The sequence below is a fragment of the Acidithiobacillus sp. 'AMD consortium' genome (assembly GCF_008926505.1).
Lineage (GTDB): Bacteria > Pseudomonadota > Gammaproteobacteria > Acidithiobacillales > Acidithiobacillaceae > Acidithiobacillus > Acidithiobacillus ferridurans.
Map to the genome: position 1 here is coordinate 2,189,575 of NZ_CP044411.1, position 16,891 is coordinate 2,206,465.

General features: G+C 57.1%; 20 protein-coding genes. 7 read left to right on the top strand and 13 right to left on the bottom strand.

All coding sequences use genetic code 11. The features are described from left to right. Positions 1–5: 5 nt before the first annotated feature. From F6A13_RS11345 to moaA, 12 genes are all read right to left on the bottom strand, one after another. A complete protein-coding gene (locus F6A13_RS11345; protein ID WP_113526486.1) occupies positions 6–404 on the bottom strand; it encodes a DsrE family protein in 399 nt (132 codons plus the stop codon). Continuing rightward, positions 401–847: a glycine cleavage system protein H gene (locus tag F6A13_RS11350; RefSeq protein WP_113526485.1), complete on the bottom strand. Its 447-nt coding sequence runs from the start codon at positions 845–847 to the stop codon at positions 401–403. Before F6A13_RS11350 ends, F6A13_RS11345 begins: the two co-directional genes overlap by 4 nt. A 68-nt stretch (positions 848–915) precedes the next feature. After that, positions 916–1,827: a CoB--CoM heterodisulfide reductase iron-sulfur subunit B family protein gene (locus F6A13_RS11355; protein WP_012537254.1), complete on the bottom strand. Its 912-nt coding sequence runs from the start codon at positions 1,825–1,827 to the stop codon at positions 916–918. Then, on the bottom strand, positions 1,820–2,539 hold the full coding sequence (locus F6A13_RS11360) for a 4Fe-4S dicluster domain-containing protein (RefSeq protein ID WP_113526484.1): 720 nt from the start codon (positions 2,537–2,539) through the stop codon (positions 1,820–1,822). The genes F6A13_RS11355 and F6A13_RS11360 overlap by 8 nt, the downstream gene beginning before the upstream one ends. Positions 2,540–2,562: 23 nt before the next feature. Next, positions 2,563–3,381, bottom strand: coding sequence for a hypothetical protein (locus F6A13_RS11365; RefSeq protein ID WP_113526483.1), 819 nt, complete (start codon positions 3,379–3,381; stop codon positions 2,563–2,565). Further along, positions 3,371–4,426, bottom strand: a complete 1,056-nt coding sequence (locus tag F6A13_RS11370; protein WP_113526482.1) for a CoB--CoM heterodisulfide reductase iron-sulfur subunit A family protein — start codon at positions 4,424–4,426, stop codon at positions 3,371–3,373. The genes F6A13_RS11365 and F6A13_RS11370 overlap by 11 nt, the downstream gene beginning before the upstream one ends. 12 nt (positions 4,427–4,438) lie before the next feature. Continuing rightward, a complete protein-coding gene (locus F6A13_RS11375; RefSeq protein WP_113526481.1) occupies positions 4,439–5,782 on the bottom strand; it encodes a heterodisulfide reductase-related iron-sulfur binding cluster in 1,344 nt (447 codons plus the stop codon). A gap of 10 nt (positions 5,783–5,792) precedes the next feature. Beyond that, on the bottom strand, positions 5,793–6,479 hold the full coding sequence (locus tag F6A13_RS11380; RefSeq protein WP_197722472.1) for a 4Fe-4S dicluster domain-containing protein: 687 nt from the start codon (positions 6,477–6,479) through the stop codon (positions 5,793–5,795). A gap of 65 nt (positions 6,480–6,544) precedes the next feature. Further along, entirely contained in the window at positions 6,545–7,015 is a 471-nt protein-coding gene (gene dsrE2, locus F6A13_RS11385; RefSeq protein ID WP_009562304.1) for a sulfur carrier protein DsrE2, read from the bottom strand. Between the two features lie 43 nt (positions 7,016–7,058). After that, entirely contained in the window at positions 7,059–7,289 is a 231-nt protein-coding gene (locus tag F6A13_RS11390; RefSeq protein ID WP_113526480.1) for a sulfurtransferase TusA family protein, read from the bottom strand. Positions 7,290–7,412: 123 nt separating this feature from the next. Beyond that, on the bottom strand, positions 7,413–7,742 hold the full coding sequence (locus F6A13_RS11395) for a rhodanese-like domain-containing protein (RefSeq protein WP_113526479.1): 330 nt from the start codon (positions 7,740–7,742) through the stop codon (positions 7,413–7,415). 60 nt (positions 7,743–7,802) lie between these two features. Then, positions 7,803–8,789, bottom strand: coding sequence for a GTP 3',8-cyclase MoaA (moaA, locus tag F6A13_RS11400; protein WP_225981812.1), 987 nt, complete (start codon positions 8,787–8,789; stop codon positions 7,803–7,805). A 306-nt stretch (positions 8,790–9,095) separates the two neighbouring features. Between moaA and F6A13_RS11405 the strand changes: the two genes are divergently transcribed. Further along, complete coding sequence (locus tag F6A13_RS11405) at positions 9,096–9,401, top strand: hypothetical protein (protein ID WP_113526477.1); 306 nt, start codon at positions 9,096–9,098, stop codon at positions 9,399–9,401. Positions 9,402–9,404: 3 nt separating this feature from the next. On the opposite strand, the gene moaC is transcribed toward F6A13_RS11405, so the two are convergent. Beyond that, on the bottom strand, positions 9,405–9,914 hold the full coding sequence (gene moaC / locus F6A13_RS11410; protein WP_126604316.1) for a cyclic pyranopterin monophosphate synthase MoaC: 510 nt from the start codon (positions 9,912–9,914) through the stop codon (positions 9,405–9,407). Between the two features lie 261 nt (positions 9,915–10,175). Here moaC and F6A13_RS11415 point away from each other — a divergent pair, with 261 nt between their 5' ends. From F6A13_RS11415 to F6A13_RS11440, 6 genes are all read left to right on the top strand, one after another. After that, on the top strand, positions 10,176–11,216 hold the full coding sequence (locus F6A13_RS11415) for a rod shape-determining protein (RefSeq protein WP_181710113.1): 1,041 nt from the start codon (positions 10,176–10,178) through the stop codon (positions 11,214–11,216). 23 nt (positions 11,217–11,239) lie between these two features. After that, the gene (gene mreC, locus F6A13_RS11420; RefSeq protein WP_126604317.1) at positions 11,240–12,079 is read left to right on the top strand and encodes a rod shape-determining protein MreC; all 840 of its coding nucleotides are present in this window, start codon (positions 11,240–11,242) and stop codon (positions 12,077–12,079) included. Beyond that, positions 12,076–12,552: a rod shape-determining protein MreD gene (gene mreD, locus F6A13_RS11425; RefSeq protein WP_113526473.1), complete on the top strand. Its 477-nt coding sequence runs from the start codon at positions 12,076–12,078 to the stop codon at positions 12,550–12,552. Before mreC ends, mreD begins: the two co-directional genes overlap by 4 nt. Then, positions 12,549–14,357: a penicillin-binding protein 2 gene (mrdA, locus tag F6A13_RS11430; RefSeq protein ID WP_126604318.1), complete on the top strand. Its 1,809-nt coding sequence runs from the start codon at positions 12,549–12,551 to the stop codon at positions 14,355–14,357. The genes mreD and mrdA overlap by 4 nt, the downstream gene beginning before the upstream one ends. Beyond that, the gene (rodA, locus tag F6A13_RS11435; protein WP_113526471.1) at positions 14,354–15,448 is read left to right on the top strand and encodes a rod shape-determining protein RodA; all 1,095 of its coding nucleotides are present in this window, start codon (positions 14,354–14,356) and stop codon (positions 15,446–15,448) included. Before mrdA ends, rodA begins: the two co-directional genes overlap by 4 nt. 142 nt (positions 15,449–15,590) lie before the next feature. After that, complete coding sequence (locus F6A13_RS11440; protein ID WP_113526470.1) at positions 15,591–16,757, top strand: D-alanyl-D-alanine carboxypeptidase family protein; 1,167 nt, start codon at positions 15,591–15,593, stop codon at positions 16,755–16,757. Positions 16,758–16,891: the final 134 nt, after the last annotated feature.

A 16,891-nucleotide genomic window follows, 5' to 3' on the forward strand; every position in this document is an offset into this window, starting at 1 on the left:
GGATTTTAAAAAAACAGCAGTCGGTCAACCGACAGAATCAGATCGGCTAGATCACCGGCGGACGCCACCGCGTCCACTTCATCGATCAGGTTGTCGGCCTCGATCTCATAGCCGGGAAGCGCCGGTCGACAGACCTGGATTTCCACTCCGGCATTTTTTGCGTCACGAATGAAGTCGATAATCCGCTTGCCGCCAGCCATCGCCGAAAGATTTTCCGCGACGCCCGTCTGCATCAGCCGGACCGCTTCCATCGTGCAAAAAATCTTAACCTCCGCATCCATGGAAGACAACAGGGCACCCAGATAAAACGGCGTCGCACAGCGATGCGCAGTGCTCGGCCCGCTGGTCATGACGATGACTACCGACTTTTCGCCCTGATCTTCCAGATAATGGTCGTCGCTCATCGCATTCCTCGCTCACAATGAATGTCATCACGCAGACAGCGCTGCCGGTACAACTCAAAGGCGGCGTCCCCAGTAGACAGCTTTTTGAGCGCAGCGTCCACCGAAGCCACCGGGCGTACCCGGGCGATCCAGGCTTCGTAGGGTTCGATATTGAGCAGATTGGGATCTTCCAGGACATCTTCGTTGGCCGATTCGATCACGCAATCGAAGACATTCGGAACCGGACCTGCCCATTTTCCGCTCTCGATAGTGGCAACCGGCTTACCCAGCGGACGACGTGTCCCTGGTCGGCGTACCCGGACATGCAGAATTTTTCCGGCAATCGACTGAGATATGTCGGTCATACCCACCGTAAGCGTGCCATCGCCTTCGCGTCGCACCCAGATCTGGCATTCCCGATCGTAATATAATTCGGCGCGGAATTCGCAACCGTTACATTCCATGGCCTTCCCCTGGTGTCAGCGACAGGTAAAAAAAAGCGCCCCGCAAAGGGGCGCTTCCCCATACCATTTCAGATAATGCCCTTGGCGGCAAGAAGATCCATCGAGTCGCTGACATTGTCGGGAATGCCGACCTTGCGCGCAGACAGACCCATGGCCAAACCGAGCAACTGGGTGAAATAAATCACCTTGACACTCGACTTGATGCCGAACTCCGTCTCCGCACGGATCTGATGCATTTCCAGACCGGAATGGCAGGTAGGACATTCGGTGGCGATCACTTCCGCACCGGCATCTTCCGCCGCCTGGAGGATATTCAGCACCAACTGGGTGGAAGTATCCGAATCCGACAACGTATGCGCCCCACCACAACATGCCGTCTTCAAGGGGAAATCCACGCTCACGGCACCGGCCGCTGCGAGCAGGTCATCCATGAAATGCGGCGCATAGCTCGATTCCGAACCGGGACCCTGATCTTTTTCCGGAAAAATCTGCCGGGGACGGGTGTACATGCAACCGTAGTAGTTGGCGATCTTCAGACCGTTGAGACTCTTTTTGACCTTGCTTTTGATACCATCGACGCCCACTTCCTCCATGAACCATTCCAGCGCGTGCAGGCTGCGCACGTCGCCTTCATAAACAGGGTCACCCGACTTGTTGGCAAGTTCCTGCACCGTCTTCATGGTTTCTTCTGAAGTAGCACATTCATATTCGGTCTGCTTCAGATTACGATAGCAGCCGTTACAAGGCGCCATCACCGTATCACAGCCCTGCAGCTTACTGGCGATGGCCAGATTCCGCGCCGACATATAGGTCTGCAACATGGGATGAATGTTCTTTACCTCCATCGCACCACAGCAGTTGTAGTCCTCGAGGTTTTCCATCTCCAGACCGAGTTCCTTCACCAGAACGCGGGTGGACTTGTCATAGGGTCCGCCGGAACCTTCCAGCGCACAGCCCGGATAATATGCAACCTTAGCCATGATGAGCGGCCTCCTTCTGTGCCTTCACGTATTCAGCGAGGACTTCACCGGTTTTACCCCAGGATTTGGTCTTGGGACGAAACACCACATTCATACCCATTTTGCTCAACTGACCCAAGGGCATGTGCTTGGTCAGGCGTTTGCCAAACTCCACGATCCAGGCCTGGACCAAGGGTTGCCCGCTGCGCTTGAAGAATCCCACCATGACTTCGGTATCTTCGATACGCCCGAATTCGATGCACTCATGGGTGAATTCCTCATCAAAATGCGTCGAAGGCGTTTTCGGGGTCAGGCCGTTCTCTTCCAGCCAATGCGCCGTCGCCTTCATCACCCCCTCAGGACGGACATCCTTGGGACAGATATTGGTGCACTTGTTACACGAAACACACTGCCAGATGATGTCTTTATCCTTCATCAACTCGGCCTTCAGGCCCAAACGAATCAGATAAATCCAGTAACGCGGGTTAAAATCCACATTCTGCGCATACATGGTGCAGGAATTCGTGCAGGAGCCGCACTGCCAGCAACGGTGCACGTTCTCGCCACCGTTGTAACTCTGGATGATCTCTTCAAAATGCTCTTCGTAGTCCGTCAGCGTGCGGGGGGTAATCATGGTGTTCCAGGAACCTGAAACGTCCACCCCGTCTATTACCAGGTGATCGTGCTGCAAAATCCGATCGGGATCGATCAGTGTTTTTTCATGAATAGCCATAGCCGCTCCTATACCCTAATTCATCAATGAATGGCGTCTCTCTTGATGCGAGATCCACCCATCCGCCGGTGTACTTCTACGCCCAGCAATTTACGGATTTGTTCCGTAAAGTCTGTTTGGCCACCAAAATCCGAACGCAAAAAGCCTTCTGCCATAGCGCGCACATATTGTGAATACTGGTAGGCCAGGATGATATCGACCATATATGGCACATCACGATACACCCCCAGTTCCAGCAGCGCTTCCCGCATCCACTGGCGCAGACCCTCGAACATTTCGGGACTTTCTCCGAAAGGGAAAGCCGTCAGGTAGTCACCCCCGCGGATGAATTCCCGCACCGCGCCTGAGGTGGTACCCTGATCCCAGACCCAGCGCGTCATCAGCGGATAGCGTTCGGGATCACTGAAGTGCAGAACCTCAGCCCCCATGTCCCTGATAACGCGTTTTGCCTTTCCTGTAGCAGGCAAAGCCTCTTCAAAACGCGTCATACGCTGCGTCAGATCACCATGGCCCTCCAGCAAATCGCGCATCATTTCACCTACCCGCGCAACACCCTGCTCCTCTATGACGGGCCAGATCTTGCGTCTCGCAGTAAACATCTGCTCCACGAGATGCGCCATCTGTGCTTCCGTCAATGGTCGTTTGTCCTCCAGCAGGAGGCGACGAAAACTCGCCGTCTTCTCTGTCAGGCTACCGACCAGGTTTGCAAGACCCTGCTGTCCCTCGAACGCCTCTTCAAGCTCATAAAAGGATCTGTTGAGCAGCGCCTTATCGAGATCAATCGGCAGCGCGGCGGGAACGATATGTTCGCCGTTCCCGCTGTGGTAGATATCAGCTGGCAATTTTCTGCTGTCCGTAGAGATCGGCCACCGCACGCGCACCAGCAGACTGCCCTTGCGCTATGGAAGAATCGATATCATCCGGGCCGGTCGCCGCACCACACACGTAAATCCCCTTACGGGTCGTACCCTGGCTGTTGGTGTATTGTTCCGCGCGATCGATAAATCCGTGTTTTTCCAGACCAATACCAAAAGTCCTGGCAATTTCCGGGTTCAATGCATTGGGGTCCATACCGATGGCGTGAACGACGATATCCATGGGAATCACAATAGGACGCTTGACCAGGGTATCCTCACCCTTGACCAGCAAACGACCGTCAGGCGACTTGGTGACCTCGGCGATACGCGCCTTGACGAACTTGGTTTTAAACTCTTCCTGACTCTTCCAGTAGAATTTGTCTTCGTAAAGGCCAAAGGTACGGATGTCCATGTAATAAATGAACACATCGGTACTCGGAGAAATTTCCTTGATCTCCATGGCAAGGTTGGTGGAAACGGTGCAGCAGATCTTGGAGCACCATTCACGACCAATCTGACGGTCACGTGAACCGACGCAAAGCAGGATGGCCACGCGCTCTGGAACCCTGCCGTCCGAAGGACAACGAATCTGCCCCGCCGCCACCATCTGCTCCATCTGCGTGGTGGTCAGGACGTCCTCGTAGGTACCGAAGCCCCATTCCGGCTTGTTGATGGAGTCGAAATGGGTGAATCCGGTACCCAGTATGATGGCACCCGCTTCCACCTTGTCGCCGTTGCTCAGGGTGGCCGTAAAGTTACCGGCCTCACCCGCTACCTGGGTGACCTTGGCTGACTTGTGGATGCTGATGTTGCCGTCGCCTTCCACACGGCTGACCATGCGGCCAATGGCATCTTTGGCCCATTCGCCAGAAGGTACCAGCTTGGCGTAACCGGAGATGATGGGCGCCCCACCGAGAATATCTTCCTTCTCGACGATGACGGCCTTCTTCCCCATGGAGGCTATGGTGGCGGCTGCCGACAAGCCTGCTGGACCTGCACCTACGACTAACACTGTATCTTGTGCACTCACTGAACTTTCTCCTTAAGCGCCCGCTTTCATATTGATGTTTTGATTGGTGGCCAGTTCGGGGTTGTAGAGGTATTCCACGTTACCCTGTTCCACCTGCTTGAGATAATCCTGGAAGTCGGCCTTGGCCTTGTCCCAACTGATGCCCATCTTCTCCACCAGGTCTTCACAGGGCGAAGCATGCCACTGCAACTGCACGATCTTGAAGGGATCGGCGCCGCAGGCCAGGGCCGCGAGCTGCACGTCGGCGACAATGGGAATGCTGTAGTTCATGTCGTGGGCCTTGCCGATCCACTGGTTCTTGTCCATGGTGGTGATACAACCAGTATCGATGCCGACCATGACATCGGCGTTGGCTTCTTCCCGGGCGACCTTGATCTTGCGATTCATCGTAAAACTGCGGGTGAACTCGCGTTCGGAAATGATGTGCCGAAAACCGAAGCCGCAGCAGTCGTACCAGGTGGAGTAGTCGATGACCTGGGCGCCCAGGGCCTGGGCGACGGAGGTGCCGACGGCGGTACGATTACCGCCGAGCACCGTGTTGTCGTACACGGCGTCTTCCGCCACCATCTTGTAATAGTGGCAGGCGGCATGGTTGGTGACCCGGATGTTGCTCATGTCGATGGTCTGCAACTCGCTGGCGATACGGTGGCGCATGACGTGCAGCCATTCGCTGTAGTGGACCACCTCCTCGGGGATGACGATCTTGCCGTCCACCAGGCGTCCCAGCTTGCCGAGGATCTTCTTGACCTTCTCCCGCAGTTCGGCGGACTCGATGAGGTATTTGCGGATCTCCTTGTAGTTGCCGAAGGAGGTGCCGCAGTGCACCAGAGGGTAGAAGTGGCCATTCTCGAAGCCATGCTGCTTGCCGGAGACGTAGGCCTGATGGAAGTTGCGCAGGAAGACGGCGGCCAGGGACTCCACGTTGCCGATGCCGGAGCCATGGTAGTTCCAGGCGGTGCAGGAAGTCTGGTCGGTCTCGTCCAGATAGTCCATGCCGAACTTGTTCATAAACCAGAGGATACTGGTGGGATAGCCGGGTATGTTGCCGCACTGCCCGCAACTCTTGTGATGCCAGAATTGATTCGTAGGAATCCGCTTTTTCCAGCCATACAGAGTATCCACTTCAACGGGCTTGTGCTGGTCGGTAAGGCGGTGGACGATGATTTCGCCTTCCTTCTCCAACTGCCACATGTGATCACGGACGTCATCCATCCGCTCGCCCAGATCCATCGTACGCCGGTCGACATGGCTGCGCACCCAGGCCGTTGCCGCTTCGGCTTCGTTCGCCGAAAGATTCGTGTCCTGAAAGAAGGCGCCGTGACCCGCCACGCCTTGCTGTGTGCTGTTGTCGCTCATGATGGTCTCCTCAGTCCTTGTCGTTCTGGCTCTCGAGCCAGTCTTCATAGTCTTCACGTTTCTCGTCAATGAAGTCCTCAATGACGTCGAAAAGGTTTTCATCCATGGTTTCCAATGACTTCAGCACGCCCGTCATTTCCCAGATGGTGTACATCTCGACGGAGGTTTTTAGCGACACTTCCCACGCCGTTTCCACGGTTTGCAAGGTGCGCACCGGAATGGCTTTACGCAGTATGCGCAAGTCGCCTTCCACCTTCTGAATATTGGGACCCCAGTCGGGGAAGTGATCGGGCTGGATCATGTCGGGGGACAACTGATTGCCCGTGGTGATCAGCTTGAGCATGACGCGCCCGAAAGGTCGCAACACATCTTTGGCCGACTGCATGCCATGGCGGATGGACACTTCGCGCATGATCATGACCAGCCCACCGGGAGAATTCTTGAAAGGACAGCGTGCGGCACAGGTCATACACTGCGCACAGGCCCAGATTTTCTCCTGCATCGCGTCGTAGATCTGCTCGACATTTTCGGTCCACAACAACTGTACAATCTCGCGCGGGCTATAGTCATAGAACTGCGCAGACGGGCAGGTGGCCGTGCAGATGCCACAATTCAAACATCCATTGAGTTCGTGGTCATAACGAAAATCCGCACGGATTTCGTCGAACATCTCCCTCATTTCAGCGTAAGTCGCCATTTACTCGCTCCTCGCTAGCAATAAATACGTCGTACCTGTTGACACCCGCAGTGCAGCCCGACAGTTCACATGAAGAGCGTGATATCAGACTCTCCGGCGAACTCAAAGAACGAGGCAGCACCACCGAGTTCAATGCCGTCAATGAAATCCGCGGTGTCAAACTCGAAAAGATCAACGGTCATCTGGCAGGCGATCATCCGTACTTCTGCTTCAACACAGAGCTCACGAAGTTCTTCCAGACTGGCTACACCCTTTGCCTTCATTTTGCTCTTCATCATGGAGGTAGCCATCCCTTCCATGCCGGGGAGCACCATCATCAGTGTCGGCATTGGTATCGGCATGGGCATTGCGGGATTCCCGAGCGGACTCACGCGCAGATGGCTCAAATCCTTCTTCAACAACTGCAGGCCGTAGAAGGTGAAAAATATTTCAACCCCATAGCCGAGCGCCGCTGCGGTAGATGCCAGGATGAAGGGCGGATAACCCCAATCCAGCGTGCCTTTCGTAGCGATAATCGCCAATTTTTTCTCGTCCATTATTTATTACTCCCGGTCGGGCTCGCAGCCCGGCTGTGATAAATTAAGCCTTCTGGATGAAGAAGATGAACTCCCCAGCAGCTTCCGCCTGTTCCAACAGGGGATTCTTGGTCTGCTTGGCGAACGCTTCAAAATCCTTCACCGCGCCAGGGTCGGTGGCGACGACCTTCAGGACCTGGCCAGCGGTCAATTCCCCAAGCGCCTTCTTGGTGCGGAGAATCGGCAGCGGGCAATTCAGTCCGCGCGCGTCGAGTACTTTGTCTTCTTGTACCATGGGTTAACCTCCTCGGTTATGATGTCTGAAAAACTACCTGCAAGACTCTATCAGGAAAAGTATGAACAGCAAGGCAAATATTTTGATTTGATGATTAAGCACCCCTATTTTAGAGTATCCTTATCAACTGGACAACTGGACCAAGGGGAATCCCCGGTTGACCCAGGCGGAGATTCCGCCACGCAAATTAAGCACTTGGCCGAAGCCTTGGGACGCCGCGAAAGCCGCCGCCTGCGCCGAACGCCCGCCGCTCAGGCAGTAAAAAACGAGCGGTTGCGATTTATCCATCTGCTGCACGGACATGGGAAGCAGGTGCAGCGGCAGGTGCCTGGCACCATCGATGACGCCCCGCGCCACTTCGCCGGGCGAGCGCACGTCAATCAGCGTAAACGCCTCCCCCCGTTCTCGTAAGGCATTGAGCTGATCCGCAGTGATTTCCTGAAATCCGTACATGTGCCACTCGCTTGCATGAAAGAAAATTGACCGGGGATTTTACACGAAACGCCCGGCAGGCTAACCCCCAAGCCGCATCATGAACACTCTGGCGGAACGGTTGGGGTCATTTACAAAGTGATGGTGCTCCGGCTTGTCGCGCCAGATCCCTTGGATAATAGCCTCCGCGATCTGTCCATCACTGGCTGCTCCACGTAGGAGGGGTAAAAGTTCCAGCCCCCCGTCCTGCCCCAGACAATACACCAGACGCCCCGTTGCAGTGAGGCGTACACGGTTGCAGGTTGCGCAGAAATCGCTGCTGATGGGCGTAATGAAGCCCACCTGGGAGCGCACCGCGGGGAGCTGATAGAGGCGCGCCGGACCATTATCTGCCGGTCGGACCACGGGTTGCAACGGACCGAAGTGCCGCTCGATAACCTGCTGCGCCTCGGCAGCGCTCAAGAATTGCGTCTCCCGGGCATCCGCCCCCGCTTCACCGAGCGGCATGGCCTCGATGAAGCGGATATCGACACCACGCTGTATCGCATACTCCAGCAGCGCTGGCAGGCTATCCCCATTATCCTGGCGCAGCAGAACGACGTTGAGTTTTATCCGCGGAATCTTTGCCCGTATCGCCGCATCGATGCCTTCCAGTACACGGCGCACGTCACCACCACGGGTCACCCGTGCGAAAACCTCGGGGTCCAGACTGTCGAGACTGACATTCAGGTTGTTGACGCCCATCTGTTTCAGAGCGTCGGCGCGCCGCCCCAGCAGCACTCCATTAGTGCTGATGCTGATCTTGCCTACACCGTGACGCCGTGCGAAGCCGACGAAAGACAGAATCTGTGGATGAAGAAGTGGCTCGCCACCCGTAAAACGTATATGGCGGACGCCGAGTCCGCTGAAAATGCGGATCAGGCGGTCATATTCTTCCGCCTGTAGATGGTCTTTCCGCACGAAGAAGGGTGTCCCCTCCTCGGGAGAACAGTAGCTACACCGGAAATTGCAGTGCTCCGTCACCGAGATGCGCAGATAGGATACGCGCCGACCGAACTGGTCCGTCAACGCAGCCTCCTGCGCCGGTTCTGCAACTAAAACTAATCCCTGCGGCATGCCGTCTGCTCCCTGGGAACCTTACCCTAAGGGGGCTATACTAGACCTCTTTTAAGACTGTGTTCAACTCTGCCGGCACCCATGACAGAGATGTGCTGCACCAACCCCTGGGTCGCCGGTTACAGAACAACCGGGAGGTTAGCCCGGATTTGTGACAACGCAAGTCAACGTTTTTAATTTTACAATAAGTAGTGTTTATTTGCTTTGTATCCGGCGCGGTGATTAGTTTAGGGGCGCACAAGCCAAGGAGATCCATACATGATTCGCAATGATTTCAAAGAACATTCGCGCATTACCGTCACCTGGAGGGATAAGGACGGCAAGCTGCGGCCTGGCAACTTTTATGTCTACGCCCTTCTCAAGGACGCCATGATCGTACGCGCCACCGACAAGGACGGCCTGCTGCGCAAACTCCCTTTCAGCGATGTACTGCGCGTGGTGAAGTTTCAGGACGTGGCACCACAGGACCGGTACATGATCCCCGAAGACATCCTGAAGGAAGCGAGTTGGAAGGACCGGGATGTGATGATGCGCTACAGCTCCTCGCCACACCGCGGCAAGTAGCTATCAGCGGACTGGCGGGCAGGACGCGGGGATTCTCTCCCAAACGCCCGTCTTGCCGCCCTCTTTCCGCAAGAGGCCGATATTTTGCAGCAGCATCCCGCGATCAATAGCCTTGCACATATCGTAAATAGTGAGCAATCCCACGGAAACAGCCGTGAGCGCCTCCATTTCGATGCCCGTCTGGCCGACACAGCGCACTTCTGCGCGGCAGACAATCCGCGCAGGATCGTAAGCAGGGGTTAATTCGACCTCGACACCGGTGAGGAGCAAGGGGTGTGCCAGAGGAATCAACTCCCAGGTCCTTTTGGTGGCTTGTATGGCCGCGATGCGCGCGACTCCCAGGACGTCGCCCTTTCCCATTCGCCCAGAGACAATGCGTTCCAGGGTGGAATCCGCCATCAGAATTTCGCCTGCCGCCAACGCAACCCTGGTCGTCACCGCCTTGGTACCGACATCGACCATGTGCGCATCTCCTTGTTCATTGAAATGATTGACGGTATCTGGATTTGACATGAATCGGGGACTCCTTTTCGTAAGGGACCGAAAAAACACGCACCACGCAGGACCACCGTCCATGAGCATTCCAGAATGGCCGTAAACGATTCTCCGTTCTTTTGCTATCCCCGCGCAAGCCGGACGTTTGGCATCATGGCGTTGGTCTCGGCCGTTCCTCATGATAGACTGCCCGATGCACATGGCTTGTTGCGGATGCAGTAATTTTTCTGCTCCCTCGAAGCGCCTCCATCCATTTCCAGCAAGGCTTCTAACTTGATGATATTTAAACGAATTCTTGGCCTTTTCTCCACCGACCTGGCCGTAGACCTGGGTACCGCCAACACCCTGATTTACGTGCGCGGTAAGGGTATTGTGCTCTCCGAGCCCTCCGTGGTAGCCATCCACACCGGACGGAATGGGGCTATCAGCCGACAGATGCACGTCGGAGAGGAAGCCAAACGTATGCTGGGCCGCACACCGTCCAATATTACGGCTGTCCGGCCGCTGAAAGACGGTGTGATTGCCGATTTCCAGATTACCGAGGCCATGCTCAAGCACTTCATCAAACGGGTGCATCATCAACGTTTCCTCAGTCCCAGCCCGCGGATTATCGTCTGTGTGCCCTATGGTGCAACACAAGTGGAACGACGCGCCATCCGTGAATCGGCGATGAGTGCGGGTGCGCGCGAAGTGCATCTGATCGAGGAGCCGATGGCTGCCGCCATCGGCGCCGGAATGCCGGTTGCGGAGCCCACCGGCTCCATGGTGGTGGACATTGGCGGCGGCACAACCGAAGTCGGCGTCATCGCACTGGGCGGGGTGGTCTACTCCCAGAGTGTGCGGGTAGGCGGCGACAAAATGGACGAGGCGATCGTCAACTATATCCGGCGCAATTACGGTATGCTGATTGGCGAGACGACTGCCGAAGAGATCAAGAAGAAGGTTGGCTGCGCTTATCCCGGTCAGGAAGTGCTCAGTATGGAAGTGCGCGGCCGCAATCTCGCCGAAGGCGTTCCCCGAACATTCACGATTACCAGCAATGAAATCCTCGAAGCCCTTCAGGAACCATTAGGCGCCATTGTCGGTGCCATCAGACTGGCCCTGGAGCAAACCCCCCCCGAACTCGCAGGCGATATCGCTGAACGGGGCATGGTATTGACGGGTGGCGGCGCCCTCCTTCGCGATCTGGATCGACTGATCATGGAGGAAACCGCGCTACCGGTCATCGTTGCGGAGGATCCATTGACCTGCGTGGCGCGGGGCAGCGGCCGGGCGCTTGAAGAACTGGAGTTGCTGGGTGAGGTATTTGCGGACGATTAAGCCTTCGGCTGCCACGAACTACTATGCCTGCATTGTTTTTCCCCCGCCGCTACCCGCCGCTCCTTCGCGTAGCGGTGCTGGTTTTGTTGACGGTATTCGTCTCGGTATCCAGCGAAAAACACCCCAACATAGGAAACGTTTCTTTGACCATAGCTTATCCTGTGCAGTGGATCAGCGTGCAGGGGGCACGTCTCTGGCGGCAGACCGACCATTACCTGCAAAGCCGTGCCGCGCTAAAATCCGAAAACGTCCGGCTACGCGCCGAACTCGTCCGTGCGCAGCCCAAGTTATTGGAAGCAGGTATTCTGCGTGACGAAAACCGTCAACTTCTCGCATTGCTCGACAGCATCCCCCACCCGCCCGGGAAGGTGGCCGTAGCGCAGGTTATCGCCCAAAACTTTGCACCAGGCAGCCAGTTGTTGGTCGCCAACCTCGGTTCGCGTGCGGGGGTCTTTGTCGGACAACCGGTCCTCGCTGCCGGCGGAGTGGCGGGTCAGGTGGTCCGCGTCTCCCCCGAGAGCAGCCAGGTGGCGCTGCTATCCGACCTGGACAGCAGCATCCCCGTAAAGCCCGCAGGCTCGGACACCCCATTGTTGGTGGATGGCACGGGGAACCTGGACAGTCTTACGGTACCCTTTCAACCGCGCAACACCCCCCTGAAGGTCGGCGACAAGCTCGTCACCTCGGGTCTGGGTGGGCGTTACCCGGCGGGGCTGAATGTCGGTACGATTTCCGCAGTCATCCACAATGGTGACCAACCCTTTGCACGGATCGCGGTACGACCGGCCGTTCACCTGGGGCGATTGGGCACTGTGCTCATGCTCTGGGATAGCCCAGCCTCGCAGCCCGCAGCAGCGCCATGATCGCCGTCGTAATCGTTCTCGGTTTTTTCTTCGCGCTCACGGCGGAAGCCGTTCCCTGCGGCCCGTTTTACGCACTGCTCCACCCGGATTTTGTTGCCCTGCTACTGCTCTACTGGGCCATCAGCAGTGCTTCTGAACTGAGCTTTACCGTAGTCTGGCTGATCGGGCTGCTTCAGGATATGGTACTTGGCGATGTGCTGGGAGCCCAGGCGATCGCCGGGGTCGTCATGATTTATCTGCTCTACACCGGTATTGCCAGGGTTCGCAGTCTGGCGTCCTGGGAGCAGCTCTTCTTCATATTCGTGTTACTGCTGGCCCACCGGTTGCTGGTCTGGTTGTGGCAGGCCTGGGCAGGCACCGTCACATGGCATTTTTCGCTGCTTTTAGGGCCGCTGATCGGCGCCCTGCTGTGGCCGCTTTTTGCGTTGACACTCGATTATCTGCGTCACGCATTGCGCCTGAACCACACATGAACGCAGTACAGCCCGCCCGGGAACATCGGCAATTCACCCGCCGACTGCTGGGCGCGGCGGGATTGATCACGGTGCTTACGGCGCTGCTGGCCATACAGATATTCCGGCTGCAGGTCTGGGATCACGATCTCTATGCCACCCAATCCACCCATAACACCATTGTGCTGCTGCCCATCGCCCCCCAGCGGGGGCTGATTCTTGACCGGCATGGGCAGATACTCGCCGATGATCAGACCGGCTTCGCCCTAACGATCACGCCGAACAAAACCATGCACCCGGAGGAAACCATCCAGCGCCTGCGGCGGATATTGCCCGTCAGCGCAGAGGACCAGCAACGCTTCAACCGCGATCTATTACATGCGCGTCCCTATCAGCCCATTCTTCTGCGTGGCAATCTGAGTCCCGGGGAGTTGGCCGCATTTGCCGTGCAGCGCCATCAATTTCCGGGGGTGGACATACAAACCCGGATCAAACGCCACTATCCATATGGTTCACTTTTCGCCCATGCAGTGGGCTATATGGGCCGCCTGACCCCAGCAGAAATCCGCGAGGAGCAGATGGCGGACTACGCGGGGCTGGACAGCATCGGCAAAAGCGGCCTTGAGGCGCAGTATGAAACCCTGCTGAAAGGGCAGCCGGGCGACCAGGAGGTAGAGGTCGACGCACGCGGACATACATTACGCACACGCTTGCGCAACCCGCCCCGGCGGGGCGTAACCATCCGAACGACTCTGGATCTTGCGGTGCAGCAGGCCGCCGCCAAGGCCATGATGGGCCAGCAGGGCGCCGTAGTGGCGCTGGATCCGCGGAATGGTGACGTACTCGCCGCTTATTCGGCCCCCGCGTTCGATCCAAATGCTTTCGTAGATGGCCTGAGCACCGCCGTATGGAGCAGCCTGCGGGACGATCCCGGCATGCCCATGGCCAACCGCTTTCTGCGGGGCAGTTATCCTCCGGGCTCCACCATCAAACCTTTTGTGGCACTCAGCGCCCTGCATGACAAGGCCGTCGCCGCTGATCAGCGGCTCGCTGGCGGCGCTTACTACCAGATTCCCGGCACCAAACACAAATATTACGACTGGAAACCCGGTGGTCATGGTGCGCAAAATCTGCGCGAAGCCATTCGCGATTCCAATGATGTGTATTTTTACCAGATTGCCATGCGTCTTGGCGCAATCCAGCTCGGCAACGGTCTCGCGCATTTTGGCTTTGGTCAGCGCAGTGGAGTGGATTTACCTGGGGAATCCGCGGGTGTGATCCCCTCTCCGCTCTGGCTACGTCGGCGCTACGGCCAGACCTGGTATCAGGGACAGACCGTGATAATGGGAATAGGACAGGGTTATCTGCTGAGCACCCCACTCCAGTTGGCACGTGCCACAGCGAGCATCGCCAATGGTGGCAGACTGGTTATTCCGCATATGAAACAATCATCCGGCAGTGCCACGCAACCCCTGGATTTTTCACCAGAGGACATTGCCGTCATTCAGGGTGCGATGCGTGACGCGGTGACTTCGGGGACCGGCAAATCACTGGCCAACGACCTCCATGCCATTGCCGGCAAAACCGGCACTGCCCAGGTGCACCATGCGCAGCGTAATGATTCCGGTCGGGTGTTGCACGATACGATTCGACTTTGGCAGGATCACGCACTCTTCATCGCCTATGCGCCGGCTGACCATCCGCGCATCGCCGTGGCGGTAGTGGTCGAACATGGCGGCCATGGAGGCAGCACTGCCGGGCCTGTCGCGAGAGCGGTTATCGACGCCTACCTCAATACATTGACGACACCGGAGGTCAATTCATGAGCTGGCACCTACGCTTGCCGAAGCCCCTGCAGAAACTGGATCCGGCAATCATGACGGGGGTGGTAATGCTCATGCTCATCAGCCTCGCGGTGATCTACAGTGGCAGCCAGGAAAGTATCCGCGTAGTGCTTGCCCAGCTTTTGCGATTCGCGATCGGCATCATCGTCCTCGTTCTCGTTGCCAATACACCGCCGGAGCGTATTCGCGCCTGGGCACCCGTCTTGTACGCTACGGGCATCTTCTTACTGGTCATCACACTCGTGGCCGGCAAAGCCAATCTCGGCGCACGCCGCTGGCTGGGCGTCGGCCCGCTGACCTTTCAGCCCTCGGAGCTCATGAAGCTTGCCCTGCCTCTGTTCCTCGCCTATTACTATTCGCAACGGGAAAATGTTCGCCACTGGCTTTCTGCCGTCACCGGATTTGTGCTGATTGCTATCCCCTTTCTGCTCATCGCCAAGGAACCAGATCTGGGTACGGCGGCGCAAATTGGCGCTGCCGGGGTCTTCATGATGTGGCTGGCGGGTGTGCGCCGGCGATGGTTTATCGCGCTGATCATTCTAGCCGCCATCAGTGGGCCGGTACTCTGGCATTTTCTGCATGGATACCAAAAAGAACGCATACTGACCTTTCTCGATCCTCAGCGCGACCCCCTGGGCGCCGGTTATCACATCATCCAGAGCATGATCGCCGTGGGTTCGGGAGGATTCTGGGGGAAGGGCTGGTTCAACGGTACCCAGGTCAACCTCGATTTCCTGCCGGAAGCCCAGACCGACTTCGTTTTTGCGGGGTTTGCCGAGGAGTTTGGTCTGGTCGGCGTCCTGCTCCTCATCTCTACTTACCTGCTCATCGTCCTGCGCGGGCTGGTCATTGCCTACGAAAGCCGTGACGCCTTCGGCCGTCTCATTGCCGGCACCCTGAGTCTGACGTTTTTTCTTTATATTTTCATAAATATGGGTATGACCACCGGCATTCTTCCGGTAGTCGGAGTGCCGCTGCCGCTGGTAAGCTATGGTGGGACCGCCATGCTGACTTTCATGGTCGGACTGGGCATATTGATGTCGGTCCACGCCCATCCACGCATCCACGAATGATAGGATTTCTCCGTCCAATGGCATGGGGTACCAAGTATTGCCCGCCGTTCCCAAGCATGATTTTCTCCGCAGGCGTCGCTATAATCCCGGACTTGCCCAATCCCCCTGAACTCCAACCAGCGTTTACCACTGAGGTCTCTTCATGATTGCCCGTACTTCCCTGATCACCCGGATACTCTTCCTGTTGGCCGGCTTCTGTTTCACCCCCTGGGCATCCGCTGCCACCCCCACACCCATGTTGCCCACACCGCCAGCCCCGGCACTGCCTGCCATCGTCAGCTATACGCTGATGGACTACGATACCGGTCAGATCATCGCCGCCAAAAGTGAAAACCTGCACCGCGCGCCGGCCAGTCTCACCAAACTCATGACAGCCTATCTGACCTATCAGGCCATTCAGGGCGGCACCCTGACCGCACAGGAAAACATCCACATCTCCAAGACCGCCTGGAAAACGGGGGGTTCCAGCATGTTCGTCCAGCCCAATGTCCCGGCGAATGTCGACCAATTACTGCATGGGCTACTGATCGATTCCGGGAACGATGCGGCGGTCGCACTTGCCGAGGCGGTGGGCGGCAGCCAGTCTGGTTTCGTCACGCTGATGAACGATTCGGCTCTGCGCCTCCATCTGCACAACACCCATTACAGCAATGTCGACGGTCTGCCGGACAGCAATCTCTATACTACCGCACTGGATGTCGCCAAGCTGTCGCGCGCTCTCATCCGGCAGTTCCCGCAAGTGATCCAGATCACCAAGGAAAAGTCGTATACCTACAACGGCATTACCCAGCGGAGCTGGAACCCCGTGCTTTTCCGTGACCCAACGGTGGATGGACTGAAAACCGGCCTGACCGATGCTTCGGGTTATTGTATCGATGCCACCGCCATACGAAATGGCCGCCGCCTCATCGCCGTCGTTCTTGGCGGGCCGAGTTGGGCTGGCAGCACCAACGCCGTTGAAGCCCTGCTGGATTACGGATACCGCTTTTTCGTCAACCATCCGGTGTATACCGCCGGAGAAAAGGTCAGCGAAATCAGCCGCAGCGATTTATCGCCGATGCCTATCCCCGTGGGGGTCGAACAGAACGTAGACATTACAGTTCCGAAAGGACGGTTTTCCAGTCTACAGCGCGTGGTCGAGATTGCACCCCATCTTCAGGTACCGATGAAGAAAGGTACGGTCGTCGGGCGACTGGTCTTCCTGCTGAATGGCAAACCGCTGAAATCTGTACCTGTAGTGACGCAGACTGCGATAGAGAAGGCGGGCTGGATAACGCAAATGTTCCATAAGATCAGAAGCGTGCTGTAAGCGGGCCGCCGAAGCTGCGGCCACCATGCTGATGGCTTCCTGCAGGCTGTACGCAGCTCCGGTCGGGGCTTCACCTCCGGCGGAGGAAGACTTACCATGGCCAACAGGCCCCGCAAAGGCCTGTCACCATTTTA

Excerpts from the sequence above, each read along its gene's own strand:
- F6A13_RS11345 (WP_113526486.1), bottom strand. The coding sequence starts at position 404 with ATGAGCGACGACCATTATCTGGAAGATCAGGGCGAAAAGTCGGTAGTC.
- F6A13_RS11350 (WP_113526485.1), bottom strand. The coding sequence starts at position 847 with ATGGAATGTAACGGTTGCGAATTCCGCGCCGAATTATATTACGATCGG.
- F6A13_RS11355 (WP_012537254.1), bottom strand. The coding sequence starts at position 1,827 with ATGGCTAAGGTTGCATATTATCCGGGCTGTGCGCTGGAAGGTTCCGGC.
- F6A13_RS11360 (WP_113526484.1), bottom strand. The coding sequence starts at position 2,539 with ATGGCTATTCATGAAAAAACACTGATCGATCCCGATCGGATTTTGCAG.
- F6A13_RS11375 (WP_113526481.1), bottom strand. The coding sequence starts at position 5,782 with ATGAGCGACAACAGCACACAGCAAGGCGTGGCGGGTCACGGCGCCTTC.
- F6A13_RS11380 (WP_197722472.1), bottom strand. The coding sequence starts at position 6,479 with ATGGCGACTTACGCTGAAATGAGGGAGATGTTCGACGAAATCCGTGCG.
- dsrE2 (WP_009562304.1), bottom strand. The coding sequence starts at position 7,015 with ATGGACGAGAAAAAATTGGCGATTATCGCTACGAAAGGCACGCTGGAT.
- F6A13_RS11390 (WP_113526480.1), bottom strand. The coding sequence starts at position 7,289 with ATGGTACAAGAAGACAAAGTACTCGACGCGCGCGGACTGAATTGCCCG.
- F6A13_RS11395 (WP_113526479.1), bottom strand. The coding sequence starts at position 7,742 with ATGTACGGATTTCAGGAAATCACTGCGGATCAGCTCAATGCCTTACGA.
- F6A13_RS11405 (WP_113526477.1), top strand. The coding sequence starts at position 9,096 with ATGATTCGCAATGATTTCAAAGAACATTCGCGCATTACCGTCACCTGG.
- moaC (WP_126604316.1), bottom strand. The coding sequence starts at position 9,914 with ATGTCAAATCCAGATACCGTCAATCATTTCAATGAACAAGGAGATGCG.
- mreC (WP_126604317.1), top strand. The coding sequence starts at position 11,240 with ATGCCTGCATTGTTTTTCCCCCGCCGCTACCCGCCGCTCCTTCGCGTA.
- mreD (WP_113526473.1), top strand. The coding sequence starts at position 12,076 with ATGATCGCCGTCGTAATCGTTCTCGGTTTTTTCTTCGCGCTCACGGCG.
- mrdA (WP_126604318.1), top strand. The coding sequence starts at position 12,549 with ATGAACGCAGTACAGCCCGCCCGGGAACATCGGCAATTCACCCGCCGA.
- rodA (WP_113526471.1), top strand. The coding sequence starts at position 14,354 with ATGAGCTGGCACCTACGCTTGCCGAAGCCCCTGCAGAAACTGGATCCG.
- F6A13_RS11440 (WP_113526470.1), top strand. The coding sequence starts at position 15,591 with ATGATTGCCCGTACTTCCCTGATCACCCGGATACTCTTCCTGTTGGCC.